17 protein-coding genes, 1 tRNA gene and 1 pseudogene are annotated in these 18,864 nt (G+C 66.8%); 17 read left to right on the forward strand and 2 right to left on the reverse strand.

Annotated elements, in window-relative coordinates:
• The 9 genes and pseudogenes from HW577_RS00415 to HW577_RS00455 all read left to right on the forward strand — a co-directional run.
• Positions 1–802, forward strand: an 802-nt coding sequence (locus HW577_RS00415; protein WP_198374069.1) for a hypothetical protein, incomplete at its 5' end; no start/stop codon positions are given.
• 56 nt (positions 803–858) lie between these two features.
• A complete protein-coding gene (locus tag HW577_RS00420; RefSeq protein ID WP_198374070.1) occupies positions 859–2,556 on the forward strand; it encodes a tetratricopeptide repeat protein in 1,698 nt (565 codons plus the stop codon).
• Positions 2,553–3,413: a 4-(cytidine 5'-diphospho)-2-C-methyl-D-erythritol kinase gene (locus HW577_RS00425; protein ID WP_232474571.1), complete on the forward strand. Its 861-nt coding sequence runs from the start codon at positions 2,553–2,555 to the stop codon at positions 3,411–3,413. Before HW577_RS00420 ends, HW577_RS00425 begins: the two co-directional genes overlap by 4 nt.
• A gap of 19 nt (positions 3,414–3,432) precedes the next feature.
• Positions 3,433–3,507, forward strand: a tRNA-Gln gene (locus tag HW577_RS00430).
• 135 nt (positions 3,508–3,642) lie between these two features.
• Positions 3,643–3,983 (forward strand): annotated as a pseudogene (locus HW577_RS00435) (IS66 family transposase); the annotation flags it as partial.
• A gap of 441 nt (positions 3,984–4,424) precedes the next feature.
• On the forward strand, positions 4,425–4,886 hold the full coding sequence (locus tag HW577_RS00440) for a Dps family protein (protein WP_198374072.1): 462 nt from the start codon (positions 4,425–4,427) through the stop codon (positions 4,884–4,886).
• Positions 4,887–4,916: 30 nt separating this feature from the next.
• The gene (locus HW577_RS00445; RefSeq protein WP_198374073.1) at positions 4,917–5,225 is read left to right on the forward strand and encodes a hypothetical protein; all 309 of its coding nucleotides are present in this window, start codon (positions 4,917–4,919) and stop codon (positions 5,223–5,225) included.
• Between the two features lie 307 nt (positions 5,226–5,532).
• Entirely contained in the window at positions 5,533–6,129 is a 597-nt protein-coding gene (locus HW577_RS00450) for a DUF2171 domain-containing protein (protein WP_198374074.1), read from the forward strand.
• Positions 6,130–6,284: 155 nt separating this feature from the next.
• A complete protein-coding gene (locus tag HW577_RS00455) occupies positions 6,285–6,710 on the forward strand; it encodes a PRC-barrel domain-containing protein (RefSeq protein ID WP_198374075.1) in 426 nt (141 codons plus the stop codon).
• Between the two features lie 432 nt (positions 6,711–7,142).
• On the opposite strand, the gene HW577_RS00460 is transcribed toward HW577_RS00455, so the two are convergent.
• Complete coding sequence (locus tag HW577_RS00460; RefSeq protein WP_198374076.1) at positions 7,143–7,589, reverse strand: hypothetical protein; 447 nt, start codon at positions 7,587–7,589, stop codon at positions 7,143–7,145.
• A 72-nt stretch (positions 7,590–7,661) separates the two neighbouring features.
• The gene (locus HW577_RS00465; protein ID WP_198374077.1) at positions 7,662–7,844 is read right to left on the reverse strand and encodes a hypothetical protein; all 183 of its coding nucleotides are present in this window, start codon (positions 7,842–7,844) and stop codon (positions 7,662–7,664) included.
• A 454-nt stretch (positions 7,845–8,298) separates the two neighbouring features.
• On the opposite strand from HW577_RS00465, the gene HW577_RS00470 reads away from it, so the two are divergent.
• The 8 genes from HW577_RS00470 (at position 8,299) to HW577_RS00505 (ending at position 18,861) form a co-directional block, all read left to right on the forward strand.
• Positions 8,299–10,254, forward strand: a complete 1,956-nt coding sequence (locus tag HW577_RS00470; RefSeq protein WP_198374078.1) for an AI-2E family transporter — start codon at positions 8,299–8,301, stop codon at positions 10,252–10,254.
• A gap of 212 nt (positions 10,255–10,466) precedes the next feature.
• Entirely contained in the window at positions 10,467–10,751 is a 285-nt protein-coding gene (locus HW577_RS27115) for a DUF2382 domain-containing protein (RefSeq protein WP_198374079.1), read from the forward strand.
• A 590-nt stretch (positions 10,752–11,341) separates the two neighbouring features.
• Positions 11,342–12,064: an FkbM family methyltransferase gene (locus tag HW577_RS00480; protein ID WP_198374080.1), complete on the forward strand. Its 723-nt coding sequence runs from the start codon at positions 11,342–11,344 to the stop codon at positions 12,062–12,064.
• On the forward strand, positions 12,061–13,440 hold the full coding sequence (locus tag HW577_RS00485; RefSeq protein ID WP_198374081.1) for a DegT/DnrJ/EryC1/StrS family aminotransferase: 1,380 nt from the start codon (positions 12,061–12,063) through the stop codon (positions 13,438–13,440). The genes HW577_RS00480 and HW577_RS00485 overlap by 4 nt, the downstream gene beginning before the upstream one ends.
• Positions 13,437–14,861: an aminotransferase DegT gene (locus HW577_RS00490; RefSeq protein ID WP_198374082.1), complete on the forward strand. Its 1,425-nt coding sequence runs from the start codon at positions 13,437–13,439 to the stop codon at positions 14,859–14,861. The genes HW577_RS00485 and HW577_RS00490 overlap by 4 nt, the downstream gene beginning before the upstream one ends.
• Positions 14,862–15,380: 519 nt before the next feature.
• The gene (locus tag HW577_RS00495; protein ID WP_198374083.1) at positions 15,381–16,103 is read left to right on the forward strand and encodes a sugar transferase; all 723 of its coding nucleotides are present in this window, start codon (positions 15,381–15,383) and stop codon (positions 16,101–16,103) included.
• The gene (locus HW577_RS00500) at positions 16,103–16,603 is read left to right on the forward strand and encodes a helix-turn-helix domain-containing protein (protein WP_269769478.1); all 501 of its coding nucleotides are present in this window, start codon (positions 16,103–16,105) and stop codon (positions 16,601–16,603) included. Before HW577_RS00495 ends, HW577_RS00500 begins: the two co-directional genes overlap by 1 nt.
• Complete coding sequence (locus tag HW577_RS00505; protein WP_198374085.1) at positions 16,600–18,861, forward strand: glycosyltransferase; 2,262 nt, start codon at positions 16,600–16,602, stop codon at positions 18,859–18,861. The genes HW577_RS00500 and HW577_RS00505 overlap by 4 nt, the downstream gene beginning before the upstream one ends.
• Positions 18,862–18,864 lie beyond the last annotated feature (3 nt).

The raw sequence follows: 18,864 nt of genomic DNA on the forward strand, positions 1-18,864 counted from the left end.
CGCGCTCGCGCCGCTCGGCTTCGCCGCGGCGGTGCGCGACGGCGTCCCGATGCTGGCGCGCGGGGAGGACCTCGCCATGGACTTTGCCCGGCGTCGCAACCCGGAGGCGCTGGGCGGCGGCATGGGCCTCGCGCTCCGCCTCGCCGCGCCGGCGCCGGGCCTGCTGCTGGCGACCCGCGACTGGGCGGAGATGGACGAAGCGCTGGCCGCCGCCGCGGGGCAGCGGACCCTGGCGGAGACGCGCGAAGTTGCCGCCCTACTGCGTGGCGCGGGCGGCGGGGAGGATGGCGGCGGCCTCAGCCAGGCCATCATGCTGACGCCGGAACTCTATTTGCCGGACGGAGCGACGGTCCTCGGCCTCGATCCGTCGCGGCCGGCCGACCCGGCGCGGGAGGCGGCGGCGATGCGGGATCGGCTCGCAGCGCTGACCGCCGCCGACTTGCCTCCCATGCCGGCCTGGAGCTTCGCCATGCTGGCCGATCGGCGGGAGGGACCGGCGGTGATCACTCGCTTCGTGCTGCTGTTCGAGGCGCAGGAAGCCGCCGGCGCCGCCGCGGCGGCTATGCTCGCGCGGCTCGCGGCCATGGAGGCGGGGCCCCGCCGCCTTGGGCTTTCCAGCCTGCGGACGGTTGCGGAGCCGAGCGGGGTGGCCGAACTGCATCTCGCGGTGGTTGAGGCCCGGCTGCCCGCTAACGCCCCGCGCGCTCTGGCGCGGGAGGTGCTGGACCGGGTCTTCGGCCGCAAGCCGTCGCCCATGGCGATCGGACAGGTTCCGCGCGCGGTCGTCGCGGATCCGCCCTGACCCACGCATCACGATCCGGCGTGGTGCGGCGCAGCGGCGGCGGGTAGAGTGCCTTCATGAGCCGCCCCTTCGCGCCGCGCCGCCTCGCCTTCCTTGCCGTTGCCCTCCTCGGCGCCTGCGCCGCGGCGGAGGGCACGCCTGGCCAGGCGGGCTTCAGCCCCTCCCCGAGCAACGCCTTCGGCGCCTACCTGGCCGGGCGCTTCGCGACGTCGGAGACCGATACGCGCGTGGCCGCCGATGCAATGCTCGCGGTGCTGCGCGCCGACCCCGACCAGCCGGAGGTGATCCAGCGCGCCTTCATCGCGACGCTGCTCGACGGCCGGCCGGAAGCCGTGCGGCTGGCGCGCCGCCTGCCCGACAACCCGCTCGCCGCCATGCTGATCGCCGGCACCGACGCCCAGGCCGGGCGCTGGGACCGCGCGGAGACGCGCATCCGCGCCCTGCCGCGCCAGGGGGCCTCCCAGTTGCTGCAGCCGCTGCTGCTCGCCTGGACGCTGCATGGCAAGGGGCAGACGGATGCGGCGCTCGCCCTGCTGCGACCGCTCGCGGAAAGCGGGCGGCTGCGGACGCTCTATGCCATGCACGCCGCGCTGATCGCCGACCTCGCCGGCCGTTCGCGCGAAGCCGAGCGCTTCGTCCGCATCGCCATCGGCGATGGCACGCCGCCGACGCTGCGGCTGGTGCAGATCGCCGGCGGCATCCTCGCCCGCGGAGGCAAGGAGGAGGAGGCGCAGCGCCTGCTCGAGATGCTCGGCCGCGGGCAGGACGAGCTGATGCTGCCCGCCGGCGCCGCGGCGCGGCGGGATTTCTTCGCGACGCGCCCGGTCGCCTCCCCGGTTGAGGGCATGGCCGAGGCGCATCTCGCGCTTGCGGGCGCGCTGCGCGGGCAGGGGGCGGCCGAATTCTCGCTGGCCCTCACGCGCCTGTCCCTGCGGCTGCGGCCAGGATTCGCGCCCGCCATGCTGCTGGCCGCCGATGCACTGGTGGATGAGAGGCAATACGCCGCCGCGCTCGCCATGCTGGACCAGGTGCCGGCCGATGACCCGCTCGCCGCCACGGCCGGGCTGCGGCGCGCCACCGTGCTCGACCGGATGGACCGGGTCGAGGACGCGGCCGCGCAGCTGCGCCGCATCGCCGAGGCCCGGCCGGCGGCGTCGCAGCCGCATGCGCGCCTGGGCGACCTGTTCCGCGCCCGCAGCCGGTGGGACGAAGCGGTCACCGCCTATGACGAGGCTCTCCGCCGCATCGCGACCCCCGCCCCGGCGCAATGGCCGTTGTTCTACAGCCGCGGCATCGCGCTGGAGCGCGCTGGCCGCTGGCCGCTGGCCGAGGCGGATTTTCGCCGCGCGCTCGAGCTTAGCCCCGAACAGCCCTATGTGCTGAACTACCTCGGCTACACCTGGGTGGAGCGCGGCGAGAACCTGGCCGAGGCGCGCAGGATGCTGGAACGCGCCGTGGCACTCCGCCCGCAGGACGGCAACATCGCCGACAGCCTCGGATGGGCGCTGTTCAAGCTCAACGATCTGCCGGGCGCGATCCGCTGGCTGGAACGCGCCGTCGAGCTCGAACCCCGCAGCAGCGTCATCAACGACCACCTCGGCGATGCCTATTGGGCGGCGGGCCGCCGGCGGGAAGCGCAGTTCCAATGGCGCCGCGCGCTCGCCCTCGGGCCCGAGGGCGAGGAGGGGCCGAAGATCGAGGCCAAGCTGCGGGACGGCCTGCCGCAGAACCCGGTCGCGGAGAACCGCCGCTGAGCGCCTGGGCTGCCGAGGCCGCCCCGGCCAAGGTCAACCTTCACCTTCACGTCACGGGCCGCCGGCCGGACGGATATCACCTGCTCGACAGCCTGGTGGTCTTCGCCGGGGTGGGCGACGTGGTGCGGGCCGGCGGTGTCCGGGAGGGCTTTTCCGTCGCCGGGCCCGAAGCGGGCGCGCTAGCGGCCGAGGGCGACAATCTGGTGCTGCGCGCCGCCCGCGCGCTGGCGGAGGCGGCCGGCCTGTCCGCCCCCGTCGCCCTTGCGCTCGACAAGCACCTGCCGGTCGCATCCGGGATCGGCGGCGGCAGCGCGGATGCCGCCGCCGCGCTGCGGCTGCTGAACCGCGTCTGGGGCCTTGGCTGGCCGGAAGCGCGGCTCGCCGCGCTCGCCCTCCCGCTCGGCGCCGATGTGCCGGCCTGCGTCGCGAGCCGCCCCTGCCGCATGGGCGGGATCGGGGAGGCGCTGTCGCCCGCCCCCCGGCTGCCTGCCTTCGGCCTGGTGCTGGCCAATCCGCGCGTGGCGCTGGCGACGCCCGCGGTCTTCCGCGCGCGGTCCGGGGATTTTTCCGCCCCCGCCGCGCTGCCGCCCGGCTGGGAGGATGCGGCGGCGCTGGCGCGGGACCTCGGCGCGCTGCGCAACGACCTGGAGGCGCCGGCGGTCGCGCTATGCCCGCCGGTGGCCGGGGTGTTGGGTGCGCTCCGCGCCCTGCCGGGCTGCCTGCTGGCGCGCATGAGCGGGTCGGGGGCAACCTGTTTCGGCGTGTTCGCGGAGGTGGCAGCGGCCGAGGATGCGGCGCGCCTTCTTCCCCCTGCCTGGTGGCGCTGGGGCGGGGGGCTTCACGCAGCACCCGGCTGAAGGCTATGACGCGCGCGGATGGGGCGTCGCCAAGCGGTAAGGCAGCGGTTTTTGGTACCGCCATTCCCAGGTTCGAATCCTGGCGCCCCAACCACGCAGTCGCGGTGTCGCAGTGCGTCCAGGAAATCTGAGGCTTTCCTGGGTGGTCATGGAACAGGACCCATGGCCATGCTGGCGACCGAGCCGACCTTCCACCACAAAGCGCGCCACGGAGCGATTCGGCCAAACCGAGACGCTGACGAGGCTCCCTGCACGCAGCACCATAGCGGAGGTGATCCGCTACGCGCTGAACCACCGTGAAGGCCTGCTGCGATTCCTCGAAGAGCGCGCCCCAGCGAGCCCGACGCCAACCGCGTCGAGCGCGCTGCGCTGCCCCTGGCGCTCGGCCGCAAGAACGCGCTGTTCGCCGGCTGCGACGAGGGCGCCGAAGCCTGGGCTGCCATCGCCGCGCTGATCGAGTCCGCAAAGCTCAACGGCGTCGACCAGCAGCCATGCCTCAGCGACTTGCTGACCCGCCTCGCCGCAGGCTGGCAGCAAAGCCGCATCGATGAGTTGATGCCGTGGTGCTAGGCGAAGCTTGGCCAAGCCTGAACGGCCACGCGGACAAGGGCAGCAGAGCAACGCTTCCGCTCATCATGACGTAACGCGACATGCACCGCGACGGTTCGCGGCGCGGATCCGAAGAGTTCGACCACGGGATGCAGGCTCAGCTCCGCGCGACCCACTCACGGCTCGCGCAAAAGGCGCGAGTGGGCGATGTCGCGCGCAACCCTGCCCAAGGGCGTACGTTGACGCTTGCTTGAAATCCTGCAGCCGCTTCGGCCCACTCGTTGAGCCATCCTGCTCCGCCGACATCGGACAATGGACGCCGGCAACTCCTCGGAGGTGGCGCAATTGCGCAATGGGTGGGGTCGCCGGGATGAGAGGTCGAGGTCGTCGCGCAGCGCCCCGTAGCAACCATCCCGAGCGTGGCGCGTTCAGATGCCGATGACCGGACGGGAGACCAGCACGATGAAACCGCATCCTGGCCCGAAGGCGAAGTCGAATGACGGGGTCGTCGGAGGGCTCACGATCTTTCTGTCGGACACATACCTGCTCATGGGCAAGTCCCAGGCCTGCCATTGGAACGTCACAGGCCCGAACTTCTACAGCCTGCACACCCTGTTCGAGAAGCAGTACAACGACCTTTTTGCGGCGGTGGACGTGCTGGCCGAACGCCTCCGCGCGCTGGGCAGCCCCGCGCCGATGACGGTCGAGGGAATGCTGGCCAACGCGACGCTGGAAGAGCCCCCGCGGATCCCCGACGCGTCGGGCATGGTACGCATGCTCAGCGAGGATCACGAGACGCTCTCGATCGCGGCGGCCACGCTCGCGGCGAAGACCGAAGACGACCTCGCCACGCATGACCTTCTGGTGGCGCGCATCGCGGCGCATGACAAGGCCGCATGGATGCTGCGCAGCCATCTCGCCTGACCCGCTCCCTCCTTCGAGGAAGAGAACAAGATGTCGTCCAATGCCAACACCATCTCCGCCATCGGCGGAGCAGCGTCCGGGCTTGCCCGCACCGCGAAGGAGGCGGCCAGCACCGATATCGCCGCTCTGCGTGATCGGGTCGAGGCGCTGATGCGCGATCGCATCAGTCCGGCTCTGGCGGATGCCGCCGACCGGACGGAGGATGTCGCTCAAGGTGCAGTAGATTCGGTTCGCCGACAGGGTGGCGCGCTGTTGGCCGCCGTGCGTGTGCAACCGGTTGCTGCAATTGGCGCGGCGGCACTTGCTGGCCTCGCCTTGGGCCTGCTTCTGCGGCGCTGAGCTCCCCGCGCGATCGCAGGGTCGGCAGCACTGCTGTCGGCTTGCCCCGGCCGGCTGCTCATTGACCGGGTCCATCGGACAAATCCGTTGAGATCGCAGACCTGCTGATCGGAGCTCGGCGCCTCCGCCCGCAAGAGCTGATCTTGGAGCGAACGTCGCGCATCCGCGAAGTCGCGATGGGGAAGCATGCGGTCCGTCGCGACGCGGCGGAGGTTCGGCAGCCCCGACTTATGCGGAGATGGCTCGATGCCGCGGCCGACAGACGCGGTGATCGCTGCGATGCGTCGTTCAACCCAAGGAGATCCTCATGAACCCCATGATCGAGCGAGTGCGCGAGCACATGGCTGTTGTCGACAGCGATGGCGTGCGCATAGGAACTGTCGACCGCGTCGAGGGCGGGCGCATCAGGATTGGGCGGCGAGACGCCTCCCATCCTGACGATGGCGTTCACCAGTTCATCCCGCTGATTTCGATCGTGAGCGTCGACGAGGATACGGTGACGCTCGACGGCAAGGCGGACGCGATCCGCGAAGTGGAAGAATCCCGTGATGCGGATGTGCCGGACAAGATCGAGAAACCATCGACGTATTTTGCTGCGCCAATCGATGTTGTGACAGACAGCGAGTTGTCCGATGCGCAGAAGCACGACGCCCTTGGCACACTCGAGCAGGATGCGCGCCAGATGTCCGAGGCAACCGCCGAAGGCATGGCGGGTGGCGAACACAGCAACCTCGATGAGGTGCTGGACGCGAAGGCAAAGCTCGCGAGCCTGAACGAAGAAGCAACGCACCCTGATGATGCCCAGACCAATAAGCTGGTCTGGATGATCCAAGCGCATCCCTTTTCGAGCCTAGCGATGGCTCTTGTCGCGGGGATTGGCGTCGGTATGGCAGTCAAGCGCTGAACAGATGCGTGAGTGGCCACGATCAGGGTGAACGCGCGCGAAGGCGCAAACCGAGCGCACTCACTCTAGGGGCAGGAGCCTGGTCTGGCGGAGCAACTTGTTGCTGGCAGGACCGTTAGGCTCGTGCCACCAGAGCCCCGAAAGGAACATGGACCATGAACTTCGTCTTGAAGTGTGTGGGAGTTGCGGTCATCGCGGCGACGCCGTCGCTGGCGATCTCGCAGCCGGCGCCTCGGCCCGATCCGTCGACGATGCCGCAGGCAACGGTGCCGGCCCCAAGGACAGGAGCACCGATGGCGTCGGCGCAGGCGCGGCGTGCCAGCCAGATCATTGGCGCGAATGTCGTCAACGAGGAGAACAGGACCGTCGGTGAAGTCCACGACCTGATGATCATGCCGGAAGGCGGAGCCATCACCGCCGTGCTCTCGGTCGGTGGCTTCCTCGGCATGGGTGAGAGATACGTCGCCGTACCGCTCGCCGATCTGCAGTGGAGTGCTGAACGCAACCGTTGGACACTGCCAGGCGCGACGGTCGATACCTTGAAGGCAAGGGCTGCATTCACCTACCCGGAACGCGGCTGAGCATCGCTTCGGATGCCTGCGCCGGCGAGCCACCCGCTCGCCGGCGCGCCGTGGCTCTCCGCGACGCGCCGGTCCGTGAACGTGCGCTTCGCAAGATCGATCCCGACCGGGCTTCCATCATGAGGCGCATCGCGCCGCGATTTCGTCATCCTGCCGCGGCGCGTAAGCCAACATACTGCGAAGGGGCAGTACTCTCTACGCGTGTTGATCAGTATGGTGACCGTCCTAGCGCGGCTTGCCGGCCAGGGTGCGCGCACCCTGGCCGGCGGCACGACGCATACGCTGTTTCCGCCTCGTCCCTGCTGGCCTGGCCTGCAGCGATCGAGCAGCTTCGACCTAGCGAGCGAAAAGGGTCCTGACGGGGCCACCGCACGTTGCCGCCCGCGGAGCCTATCTTAGGGAGGAAACGGCACCAGTGGAACCGCCCTCGCGTCACCCAGGCGCGATGGCGAGGTCGATCTGCCGCACTGCGTCACCGCGATCGCGCCGTTGAACGGCTTCGCGTGCCAGGGTGATGTGCCTAAGGCGCGCATCGTGCATCGGCTGGGCCGCCATCGAGGGGACGACACTACGGCTCAGCATCCGGGTCGCCGCACGTTCCAGAAGTTCATTTGCCAGACCCAGGTTGCCCTCGTTTACGGCGGCCCGCGCCTGGTCCAGCCACTGCCGCGTGTCGACCCAATCGGCATCGCGCGCATCGGCCATGGCGCCTTCGCGGTTCTGCTCGGGAACTGCCGGAATGCCAGGATTGGCCTGCTGGCGCTGCATCTCGGTGATGGCGGCATCTCCCGTGGCCTTCGTCGGCGGCGTCTGCGCCGCGATCGGCAGAGCGACGGCCAGCGCACCCAGGGCGATAAATCCCCGCATTGTCATGGTCATCATGAATCTCCTTCGTGCGTGACGGCCCCTGCCTGCGGTGCGGATTGCGCCGCACCGCAGTGACGGATGTGATCAACGAGGCTGGACGTAGACGGTTGCGGCCTCGCTCGAGGCAGGGGGCGTCACGATCATCGTCGTCGTCGCCGGTGCCTGACGAACCACGACCTGATCCGGCGGCCGGTTGTTGACCGTGCATCCCCCGAGCAACAAGGTTCCGAGCGCCGCGACATGTGCCGCACGGATGGAGATGTGCATGTCAGGTTCTCCGTAGTGGCCGAACAGCGCCTGTCGATGTGCAGTCGGGCCATGGGTGGCTGTCCCGCTCGGGGTCGAGCGTACAATCAATGAACGCACCAGTGATTGACTGGTTGCCGGTATTTGCCTTTGAAACGCCTGCCAGGCCCGGACGGCGCGCATGACCTGCCCGCGACATGTGCGTCTGGGCTCTGGAAGATGGTGATTGCGCTCGGTCAGCTGAGGGGAACCTCCGCCAGCATCTTCGGGTCAAGTCGAAGCGCGCAGGCGGCGCGGGTTGATGGGTCACGTCTGCGGTGTGGCGACGGTCGCGAGCCGCCGCCGATGCCGCGCTCTACGACGAAATCACCGGATCGCGGTCTATATGATGAACCCTTGCCAGTCGCGCGCGTTAATCTGACGCATCACACGATCATGCTGGTGGCACCGAACGGGAACAGGAGATCATCGGGCCATGTCGGGACCCCCGCCCGTACTGCCGCCGCCCGCAGGCCCGATCCCGGATTTACGCACGCTTCTTGCCGTGGTGATGGGCACGGTCGTGGTCGCCACGCTCTATCTCGCGCGGGAAGTGCTGATTCCGGTTACGCTGGCAATGCTTCTTTCCTTTGTGCTGGCGCCGATTGTTGACGCACTTCGGCGGCTGCATGTGGGGCGCACACTCGCTGTATTGCTGGCCTCGTTCCTGGCGCTGAGCGCGGTTGTCGTCTTGAGTGTCGTGATCGGATTTCAGCTGGCCAACCTCGCGGACGGCTTCCCGCGTTATGCGACCGCGGTCGAACAGAAGGTGGATTCGGCGCGCACATTCGCACTGCGTCAGCTAGCGGGGGCTTTTGAGAATGTCGGAAGAGTGTTGGGCCCCCGCCCCGTTTCAGTAGGAACTGAAGGGCCAAGCAGCGTGGGCCCATCCATCCCTTCAGGGGAAGCGCCGCCACCCCTTCCAGTCGAGGTGAGGCAACCCCGCCCGTCTCCACTGGAGATGGCCGCACGATACCTCTCCCCTATCCTGAACCCCCTGGCAACCGCGACCATCGTGTTCGTTGTCGCCGTCTTCGTGTTGCTGCAGCGGGAGGATCTACGCGATCGCCTGATTCGGCTCGCGGGTGCAACTGACCTTCACCGCACCACCACCGCGCTTGACGATGCCGCGCGACGACTCAGTCGGTTCTTTCTGTTCCAGCTTGCACTGAACACGGGCTTCGGCGTCGTGATCGGGTTTGGCCTGTTCGTTCTCGGCGTCCCTGGCTGGTTGCTCTGGGGCACGCTCGCTGGACTCATGCGCTACGTGCCGTTCGTCGGCGGAATCCTCGCTGCTTTGTTTCCCCTTTTGCTTGCCGCCGCGGTGGATCCGGGCTGGGGCACCGTTCTTTGGACGGCGGCATTGTTCCTCGTCGGCGAAGCGTTCGTCGGACAAGTCGTCGAGCCCGTCGTCTTCGGCCACAGCACGGGCCTGTCACCCGCCTCCGTCATCGTCGCCGCGATCTTCTGGAGCTGGATCTGGGGGCCAATCGGGCTGATCCTTGCGATGCCTCTCACCCTATGTCTGGTCGTACTCGGGCGGCATGTGGAGCGGCTGGAGTTTCTCGATGTCATGCTGGGGGATCAACCCGCACTTTCGCCCCCCGAGAGTTTCTACCAGCGAATGCTGGCAGGTGACCCGGACGAGGCACTGGACCAGGCAGAACTGCTGCTGAAGGAGCGTTCCCTTTGCTCCTACTACGATGAGGTCGCGCTCAAGGGCTTGCAGCTGGCCGCCATCGATGCCGAGCGCGGCGTGCTCCCAAAAGAGCGGCTCGACCGGGTGGGAAGTGCTGCCCTCAGCGTGATTGCTGACCTATCCAAATACGATGATGCGCGTCGGACGGACGCGACAGAGAAGGACACGGACAAGGATACGGACCCCAACCAGACGCCCTCGCGAACAGGAGCGTCCCAGCCTGCGAAGACGGCACTGCCCGAAGCCTGGCAGGTGGAGCGTGCCATCCTCTGCGTATCTGGCCGAGGGCCATTGGACCAGGCCGCGGCAGCCATGCTCGCGCAACTCCTGAGCAACCGTGGAATCGGTGCGCTTGTGCTGCCTCATGCTGCGGTTGCGAGGGAGCAGGTCGGCTCGCTCGACACCGCTGGCGTTCAGATGGTCTGCATCTCGTACCTCGAGATCAGCGGCAGTCCCGCCCACTTGCGATATCTCATCCGCCGCCTGAGAGGGCGTCTGCCTGGTGCGCCGGTGCTGGTCGGTCTGTGGCCGGCGGGGGAAGCTGTGCTGTCGGACACGGCAATGCAAGCTGCGATCGGCGCCGACGTCTATACAACGTCGCTCCGCGACGCGGTCGAAGCCTGCGGTCGCGCTGCGCGCAAGTCTGCGACCGCCCTGCCGGCTTCGGTGTCCATTGCGAACCAGGATGCATGAAGGAGGCCGACGGCCGATCGCGACTCAGTTTATTTCGTACCGACACGACGGCCCTACGGCGCGTCAACGCCATTTGATCCTGCCAAGAAGTTGCCGCGGGCCAGCGCACGCTGAGCAAAGAGCGCGCGCAGGGTGTCGCTGAGAAGTTGGACGCCGGCATTGCCGCGGCTGAGACGACGACCGAACGGCAAATCACGTGAGAGAACGAGACGATGGTCGTGGAACGCCATCGGCCTGTCAGCGATCAGGTCACGAGCGAGATCCTGATGGAGGTGACCGTCGAAGTCCCTGAGACCGAAGAGGTACCGATCGTCGCGAAGCCGATCCGTCTTTGTGAGGACACCGTGGTGCGGACGGAGCGCGCGCAGCGTCTCGAGACGTTGAAGGCAAATCTCCGGCGCGACGAGGTGGAGATGCAGCATCCGAGCCGGAAGCCTGGAAGTCCGAAGCTTCGTCCCGCTGCAACCAAAGGCAAGAGAAAGTCCCACGACCCTTGATCGACGGAGGCAGGCACTGGCGCGGTTCGACATGCCCGCGCTCGCGTCTGGCTCCGTTCCCGCGTTCCGCTTGAACAACGGCCTGCGATGCAGCCCGGAGGCTTGTTGCTGATCCCTGCCCAGAGCAACGAACCTATTGCATCGAACCCGCCCGCGCCGGCGCTACGTCCACCCTTGCGATCATAGGCCGTGCGGCTCATCGCAGTCGGAAAAATGAGCTGCCGCTCATCATCCATGCCGAAACCCCCGGTGTGCCCGCACGTTACCGAGCAGACAGCGAAGCCTTGGCGCGTAACCGTCCGGGTCCGCGACCCTTCGCCGCGAGAGGAGCGGGTGATGCGACCATGCTTGTTGCTGAATCACGAGCCGCTGTCCGGAACATCGCTGGGCGAATGCCTCTGTCTCGCGCTTCGTGCGGCCTGTCGAAACCAGGTTGCGGGATGCCGCGTGGCTCATGCCGGCTCGATCGCAGTGGAACCGTGTAGTCGCGCCGGAACATTGCGCGGCTGAGCGTCATACCATGCACGCTGTAACCCAGCGGGCTGGACCGCCTACGTCAAAGGACATTCTCGCATCTCTGGAGACGCCGCATGCTCAACTTCCTTGCTTCCAGCGGAGCGCGGCTGACGAGCCCCGTCACGCTGGTGGATATCGGCGCAGCCGGCGGCGTGCAGAAGAAATGGTTGGCGCACCGGCGTAAAGTCCGGCCCGTTCTGTTCGAACCGAACCCCGAGGAAGCAGCGCGGCTACGGCCGCTTCTCGCATCATTCCCGGACGCGCTGGTGATCGAGCAGGGCCTCGCTGCGATTCCGGGCACCTACACGCTGACCGTTGCGCACTGGCCAGGCTGCACATCATTGCTGACGCCTGATCCAGCCGTCCTGCACGGCTATGAAGCCGCGCGTCTCTATGAGCCGGTCCAACGGGTCGCGGTCGAGTGTGTTCGGTACGATGACCTGCACAGGGCGGGGCAGGTACCGGCTCCCGACGTCATCAAGGTCGACGTGGAAGGCTATGAGCACCAGGTGCTGACAGGCTTCGGCGACCTGTTGCATGGCGTGATCGGCATCGAGGCCGAAGCGTGGCTTTATCCCGTCTTCAAGGGCCAGAAGCTGCTGCACGACGTCGTCGCGCTGGCTGCGGAGTACGGGCTTCGTCTTCGGCGGATCGAGCCGGTGGAGGCCTTCGAGGGCGATCTGGTCTGCGTCAATGCCTATTTCACGCGCGGCAAAGCAAGGCGACCGGAGCTCACGGCCCTGCAGGGCCCGAAATACGCGCTCATCGAACGGGTTTGGGGGCTCGGGCACAGGTGACCACATTGCCACAAGATGCTTCACCGGGCATCGCTGATGCCGACCCTGGCGCAATTGACGCTCGCCTGCCGCAACATGCCGCAGTCCCCGGGACGTTCCAGCGCCCCACACACCTGGAAGAGCTGCCATGCAAGACCGCGGCGCCGAGGCGGCGCAGGGCCGCCCATGCGCCTGACATCGGCAAGACGCAGATTCCACTCATTCACCCCAATCCTCCACGGCTTTCGGAGCTCGTCGATGGACTCGTGCAGATCGAGCGGAGCGGAATCTTCTCGAACTATGGGCCGATGAACACGCGCCTCGAGAAGGGGCTCGTCGAGCATGTCTTCGGAGGCGATGGCGCATGCGTGACGGTCTGCAATGCCACTGTGGGGCTGATGCTCGCGGTCAAGCAGGCCGTTGGATGGCGGCCTCGGGGGCGCTACGTCCTGATGCCGTCCTTCACCTTCGCGGCTGCTGCCCATGCAGCACTCTGGTGCGGACTGACGCCGCTTCTGTGCGACATCGACAGTGAGACCTGGCTGCCGGATCCCGGGGCCGAGGAGCGGTTGCTCGAACGGTATGGCCATAAGATTGCGCTCATCCTCCCGAATGCCAGCTTCGGGAACTCACTCGATCTCACACACTACGATCGGCTGTCGGCGGTGTACGATGTGCCAGTGGTCATCGATGCCGCTGCCTCCCTTGGCAGCCTTGACGCCAAGGGTCGGGCGTTTGGCGCGGGGTGTCGGCATCCGCTCGTCTACTCGATGCATGCGACCAAGAGCTTCGCCACTGGCGAGGCCGGGCTGATCTACTGCGCCGACCAAGAGCGTATCGCGACTCTTCGGGCGATGGGAAACTTTGGCTTTGGACAGCCACGCTCCGCGACGATGCCGGGCCTCAACAGCAAGCTCAGTGAGGTATCCGCGTTGCTTGGCGTGGCAAAGCTGCAAAAGTTCAAGGAAGTTGCCGCGCACCGGCACGCGGCATACGAACTCTATCGCACGCTGCTACCCCAGTTCACGTTCCAGCGGATGACAGGCCAGCGCACGGCGCACCAGTTCGTCTCGATCCTGTTGCCCCGGGCATTGGCTGGGCAGGTCCCAGACGTCATCGCGGAACTCGGTCGCGAAGGCATCGGGGCGGGTCGGTACTTTGTTCCCCACATTGCGGAGCAACCCTTCTTCCGAAGAGCCTGCGTGAGCGGCGACCTGCCGGTCACCAACGACATCAGCGGCCGGGTCATCGCGCTACCCATCTCGGACGTCATCAGACCGGCAGAAGTCGTTCTTGTCTGCGACACCTTGACCCGGATTTGCCGGGAGCGTGCGGGCGGGCAGACCGCCCGGCGGCCTAAGTCGCCCGCGGCGCAAACAACCGAGGCACCTCGATGAATGTGACGTCTCGTCATGTTACGATCACGCCGCAGTTAGAACTCGTCCAAGGCCCGCCGCCGCCTGATGCCGGTGTGCCGATCAGCCGGTTCGATACCCTGATTGTGGGTGGTGGCCCCGCTGGGCTTGCACCGCTCGTCTCGGCCTGCCGTACCGGTGGCCTCGACCGCATGCTGGCTGGAGGGCTTGCGGTTGTCGAACAGGGGCAGGCCATAGGCCCGGGGCAGATTGGAAGCTACGCGATCAACTCCGACAGCAGCGCAGATACCATCGTGAACTGCGTGCAGGGCAGTACGCACCCTGTCCTCGCTACCCTGGCCAACCATCCTACTACCATTGCGGTCGCGGCGTACGGGCGCGGGTCCGTGCCACTGCCGCTTGTCGGGGCCTTTATGGCGGTGGTTGGGAAGGCATTGCATGCCAAGCTGGCCGTGTCGCCCGGCTGCGCGGTTCGCCTCGACAGCAGGGCGATCCAAACGCAAAGGACAGCCGGCGGCGAATGGTGCACGACCATCGTTCAGGTCAGCGATGGGGCCCGCGCCAAGATCCTCTCACGCCTGGTAATCTTTGCAACGGGCGGCGTGCAGCCTCTCGCAAGGCTGGAGTTCGAGGATGCGGCAGGTGCGCCCCTGATGCCGCGCTATGCGAGGAAACTCCTGCAGTCGGGCGATGTCCTGGTGGCCGGAGGAACCGAGGCGATCGCTCGCCGTCTGGAAACTTGCCTTGATCCACGCATTGCCATCATCGGTAGCTCCAGCAGCGCCATCGCCAGCGCATGCGCGCTACTGAAGTCACGGTTAGGGCAGCGCCTTACCGCGGGCGCAGTTACCGTGCTGCATCGACGACCACTACGCATTTTCTACGCCTCTGCGGCCGCTGCCCTTGCGGAAGGCTATGACGAGTTTGGACCGGATGATATTTGCCCCGTCAGCGGCTTCGTCTTCCGGTTTGCGGGATTTCGCCTCGAATCACGCGAACTGGTGATGGCAGCACGCGGCATCGGTGGCCGACCCAGCGAACCGCGGCTGAGGCTGCATCATCTTGGTGTGGGATCCGACGACCTCGCACGATCGATCATCGACCGCGCCGACCTGGTGATCGCGGCCCTTGGCTATCGGCCGCGTGCGTTGCCTGTGGTTGCGGTTTCCGGCGAACCAATCCCGCTGCACGCAGAAGGTCCCGGATCGCAACCGTTGGTCGATGGACGGTGTCGCGTCCTCGACGCAGCTGGCGAGCCAATACCGGGCCTGCTGGGCGTCGGACTTGCAGTCGGCTTTGTCTCTCGCGAGGCGGTGGGCGGGGAGCCGAGCTTCTCTGGCCAGACCAATGGTCTGTGGCAGTGGCAAAACGATGTTGGTGCGATCATTGCGGAGTGCGTGGGCGCTCCGGCACATCCGAGCGCGCGCCTCGCAACCTCATAGCGGCGCCTTGATCGCATATCAGCGACAGTGCCTAGCGCGGTATCGCGTTCAGCAGACCAGGCGGGTTTTGCAGAGGTTCATCGTGCCTCGCCGGCACCCGCTGACGAGTGACGCTATTTCGCGCGGCGCTCCCCCTGTGATCCGGGGTGTCTGGCTCCTTCGGCTGCGGGTCTCTACCAAGAAATTCTCGCAACTCGAACATCATGAATTGAGCGAAACTCGTCCCAATTGCGCGTTTAAAAAATTACCACTTGCTCTCACCGGCTGATCAACTCGCGCTCAGAGCTCAGGATATTTGAAAGAGTCGCGCGATGAAAGAAGTCGTGCGTACCGCGTGCAGCCCGGAATCTCGAAGGCATCGACGTTCGTCTTCAATCGAATCAAATCTTTCGCAATTCGCTGAAAGCGGAAATACCCGATTCGCGAAATGAGGTAACCCTTAGTTGTCGATGGAGTTTTGAACGAAAGTCGCCGTCACGAATTGTGACGGATGGCGTTCAACTCGTGGGAACACATCGAATGTCGGCGCCGCCATTCCCAGGAAACAGCCTGTCTACGATCCTTTCGCAAGCCACTCCCACGCCAAATGTGCCGTATCGAATTCTGCCGCTGCCGCGGGCCCAGCGCCTTGCGCGAGCGCTGAAGCGCGGTTCGGACATTGCCGGCGCGATGACCTTGCTGTTCATCCTGCTCCCCCCGCTGCTCATCCTGATCTTCGTCGTCCGCCTCGATGGTGGGCCAGCCTTCTATCGGCATACCCGTGTCGGACTCGGCGGCCGGCCATTCCGCTGCGTCAAGTTCCGCACGATGGTCACCGCGGCCGATCAGCTTCTGGCGAGCCATCTCGCGACTGACGCCGAGGCCGCTCGTGAATGGTCCGCGCGTCGGAAGCTCGCTGACGACCCGCGCGTCACGCGTATCGGGAAGCTCCTGCGAGCGACCAGCCTCGATGAATTGCCGCAGCTTTTGAATGTCCTCCGCGGCGAGATGAGCCTCGTCGGGCCCCGCCCGGTAGTGCCCGAGGAACTGCAGCAGCACTACGGCATCCAGGGCGAGACCGCCTACCTCGCAACACGGCCTGGAATCACGGGTCTCTGGCAGATCAGCGGACGCAGCGACACCACCTACCAGCAGCGGGTAGCACTCGACATCCGCTATGTCACCGAGTGGTCGCTGCTTCTCGATGCCATGATCCTGCTGCGCACCATCCCAGCTGTCCTCGCGCGTCGCGGTGCGATGTGATGGATCCGCGGCCAGGAACAGGACGACCGCACAGGCCCGCTGCGACGTCCGTTGAAAACAAGCGCGCTCCGGCTGACGCGGATCGGATTCTCGGCGCGAAAATCCGCCGCCTGCGCCGCACTGCGGGGATGACGCTGAAGGACCTCGCCGCCATCGTCGGCGTCAGTTGCGTCCAGCTTCAGCGTTATGAAGTCGGCACGTCGCGAGTCGCTGCGAGCCGACTGCTGACCATTGCTGACGCACTCTGCGTGCGCGCGGACATCCTGCTCGGCCAGCCGAACACGATGCTCCCTGCTTGGCCGACGACCGGGCACCACGACGACCTCATGGCGCTGGTCCGGATGTTCAGCGACATCGTGGAACCCGCGCATCGGCAAGCCATCATGACGATCATCCGGGCTTTCGTAGTGCCGGCGCGCACGAACTCCGCGCGTCTCGGAGGCTACGAGCCCGTTGTGCCGATAAGCGGCGATGGCAGATTTCCGGTCGCCAGCAAATGAGTCCGATCGTCAGCGTCGTCGTGGCGAACTTCAACGGTGCAAGACATCTCGGCGATGCACTGCGCTCGATCCTCGCTCAGTCGCTTGTGCACATCGAAATCATTTTCGTCGATGACGCTTCGACGGACGGCAGCGTCGCGATAGCAGAGTCGTTTGCGCGTAATGATCCTCGGCTTCTGATCGTGCGCCTGCCGTCCAATGGCGGGCCTTCCGCCGCCCGAAACTGTGCGCTGGCCCTGGCACGGGGGCGCTGGGTGGCGGTTGTCGATAGCGACGACATCGTCCATCCGGACCGGCTGCGTCGCCTCGTCGCCGCCGCAGAGAGCGTCAATGCGGACATCATCGCTGACGACCTGCTGGTGTTCCGTGACGACCATCGTGCGCGGCCGCAGCGCCTGTTGCGCGGTGCCCTTGCCGCCTCGCCGGCCTGGATCGAGGCGCACCAATACATCAGGGCCAACTGCCTCTTTTCGCGAGCCGTACCGCTGGGCTACCTGAAGCCGCTGATCCGGCGCGAGGTCCTGGCTGCTTGGGGGATCCGCTACGCCGAGGACTTGCACATTGCAGAGGACTTCGACCTCGTTCTGCGACTGCTTGTCCGTGGTGCGCGGTTCCACGTCATCCCCGAGTTGCTGTACTTCTACCGCCGCCACACCGCTTCCATCTCCCACAGGCTGTCGCCGTCAGCGCTTCAGGCCATGGTCGTGGCGGATGGCCGATTTCGGGCATGGGCAGGCGCAGATGTCGTCGCTCCATTGCGTGAGGCCTTGGACACGCGGCTCGCCAGCATCCACACCGCGGCGGCAGCGGAACTTGCCATCGCCTGCATCAAGGAGCGCCGCCTCGTCGCTGCGCTGACGGTGCTTGCGCGGCAGCCTCGTGCCGTTCAGATCGTCAGCCGGCTATTGGCCCCGGCTTGCCTCATCGCTCGCTTCCGCCGCCGGGCTCGCGCCGGTGTCCCGCCGGCATTGCCTACTGATCGGCGTCCTGTGATCTGCGTGCTGTCACGTCAGCGCCTGACCGCGGGCGCGAGCGGGAGTTCCGCCTATCTGCTCAGCCTGTGTCGCGCCCTGCGCGAGGCGGGCTTCGCGCTCCATCTGGTCTGTCCGTCGCCTGGCACTCTCGGCCGAGTGCCATTGGTCCGCGTCGCGGGCGATCGCGAAGTCTTTGAGCGCGTGGCAATGCGCGGGACGTTTCGTATCGGCGGCATCTTCGTCGCGCGGGACCCGCGCATCGCTCTGCGTGCGATCCTCGGCATCGCGGACCGATTTGCCCGCCGGACCGGCATCACGCTGCTGTCAGCCCTTGCGCGGCCTGCCCCCTATGCGGTGGCAATGCCATGGACAGCGGCAGACTTCCTTTTCATTGCCACCGAAGCGCGTGGTGAAGCGAACATCATTCTGGCCGACTATGCGTTCCTGACACCCGGGATCCCGTATGCGCTAAGCCCCGGGGCGATCTCCGCGGTCGTCATGCACGACCTCATTTCCAGTCGCTCCGCCGCCTTTGGGGCGCTTGGCGCGCGTGACAGCGTCACTGCGCTCGCCGCGCCGGCTGAGGCGGAGATGCTTGCCGGCGCGCAGCTTGTCATCGCGATCCAGCACGACGAAGCGGCTGCGGCGCGACGGATGCTCCCGTCCGGCCAAGCTGTCATCGTCGCGCCGATGGCGGTCGAACCTGTCGATGCCGCGCAGCCGGGCGAGGGAGCCGGGCTCCTTTTCGTGGGCAGCGGCACGGCGCCCAATATCGACGGCCTGCGCTGGTTCTTCGCCGACGTCTGGCCGCGCATCCGCACAGTACGCCCCGATGCGCGAATCATGATCGCTGGCACGGTCTGTAACGCGCTTACGTCCAGTGAATGGCCGGCGGGCACGACACCGCTCGGTCGGGTTACTGACCTCTCCATGGTCTATCGCCGTGCCGATGTCGTCGTATCGCCCCTGCGGGTCGGCTCGGGCCTCAAGATCAAGCTCATCGAGGCGCTTGGCCACGGCAAGGCGATCGTCGCCACAACAGTTACTGCGCAGGGCGTGTCCAGCCTGCTGCGTGATGCCGTCGCCCTTGCCGATACGGCGGAGGATTTCGCGGTGGAGGTACTGCGTCTCCTGGAGGCGCGTGAACGCCGCGCAGCGCGCGCCGCGGCGGCGCTCGCGGTGGCGCGAGAGAGCTTCTCCGCCAAGGCGGCCTACGCCGACGTCATTGAGCACCTTCGCACACCGCCGTGCGCAACTGCGGGAACGAGCGCGTGGGCAGCCTGATCC

The organism is Neoroseomonas rubea (assembly GCF_016106015.1).
GTDB lineage: Bacteria > Pseudomonadota > Alphaproteobacteria > Acetobacterales > Acetobacteraceae > Neoroseomonas > Neoroseomonas rubea.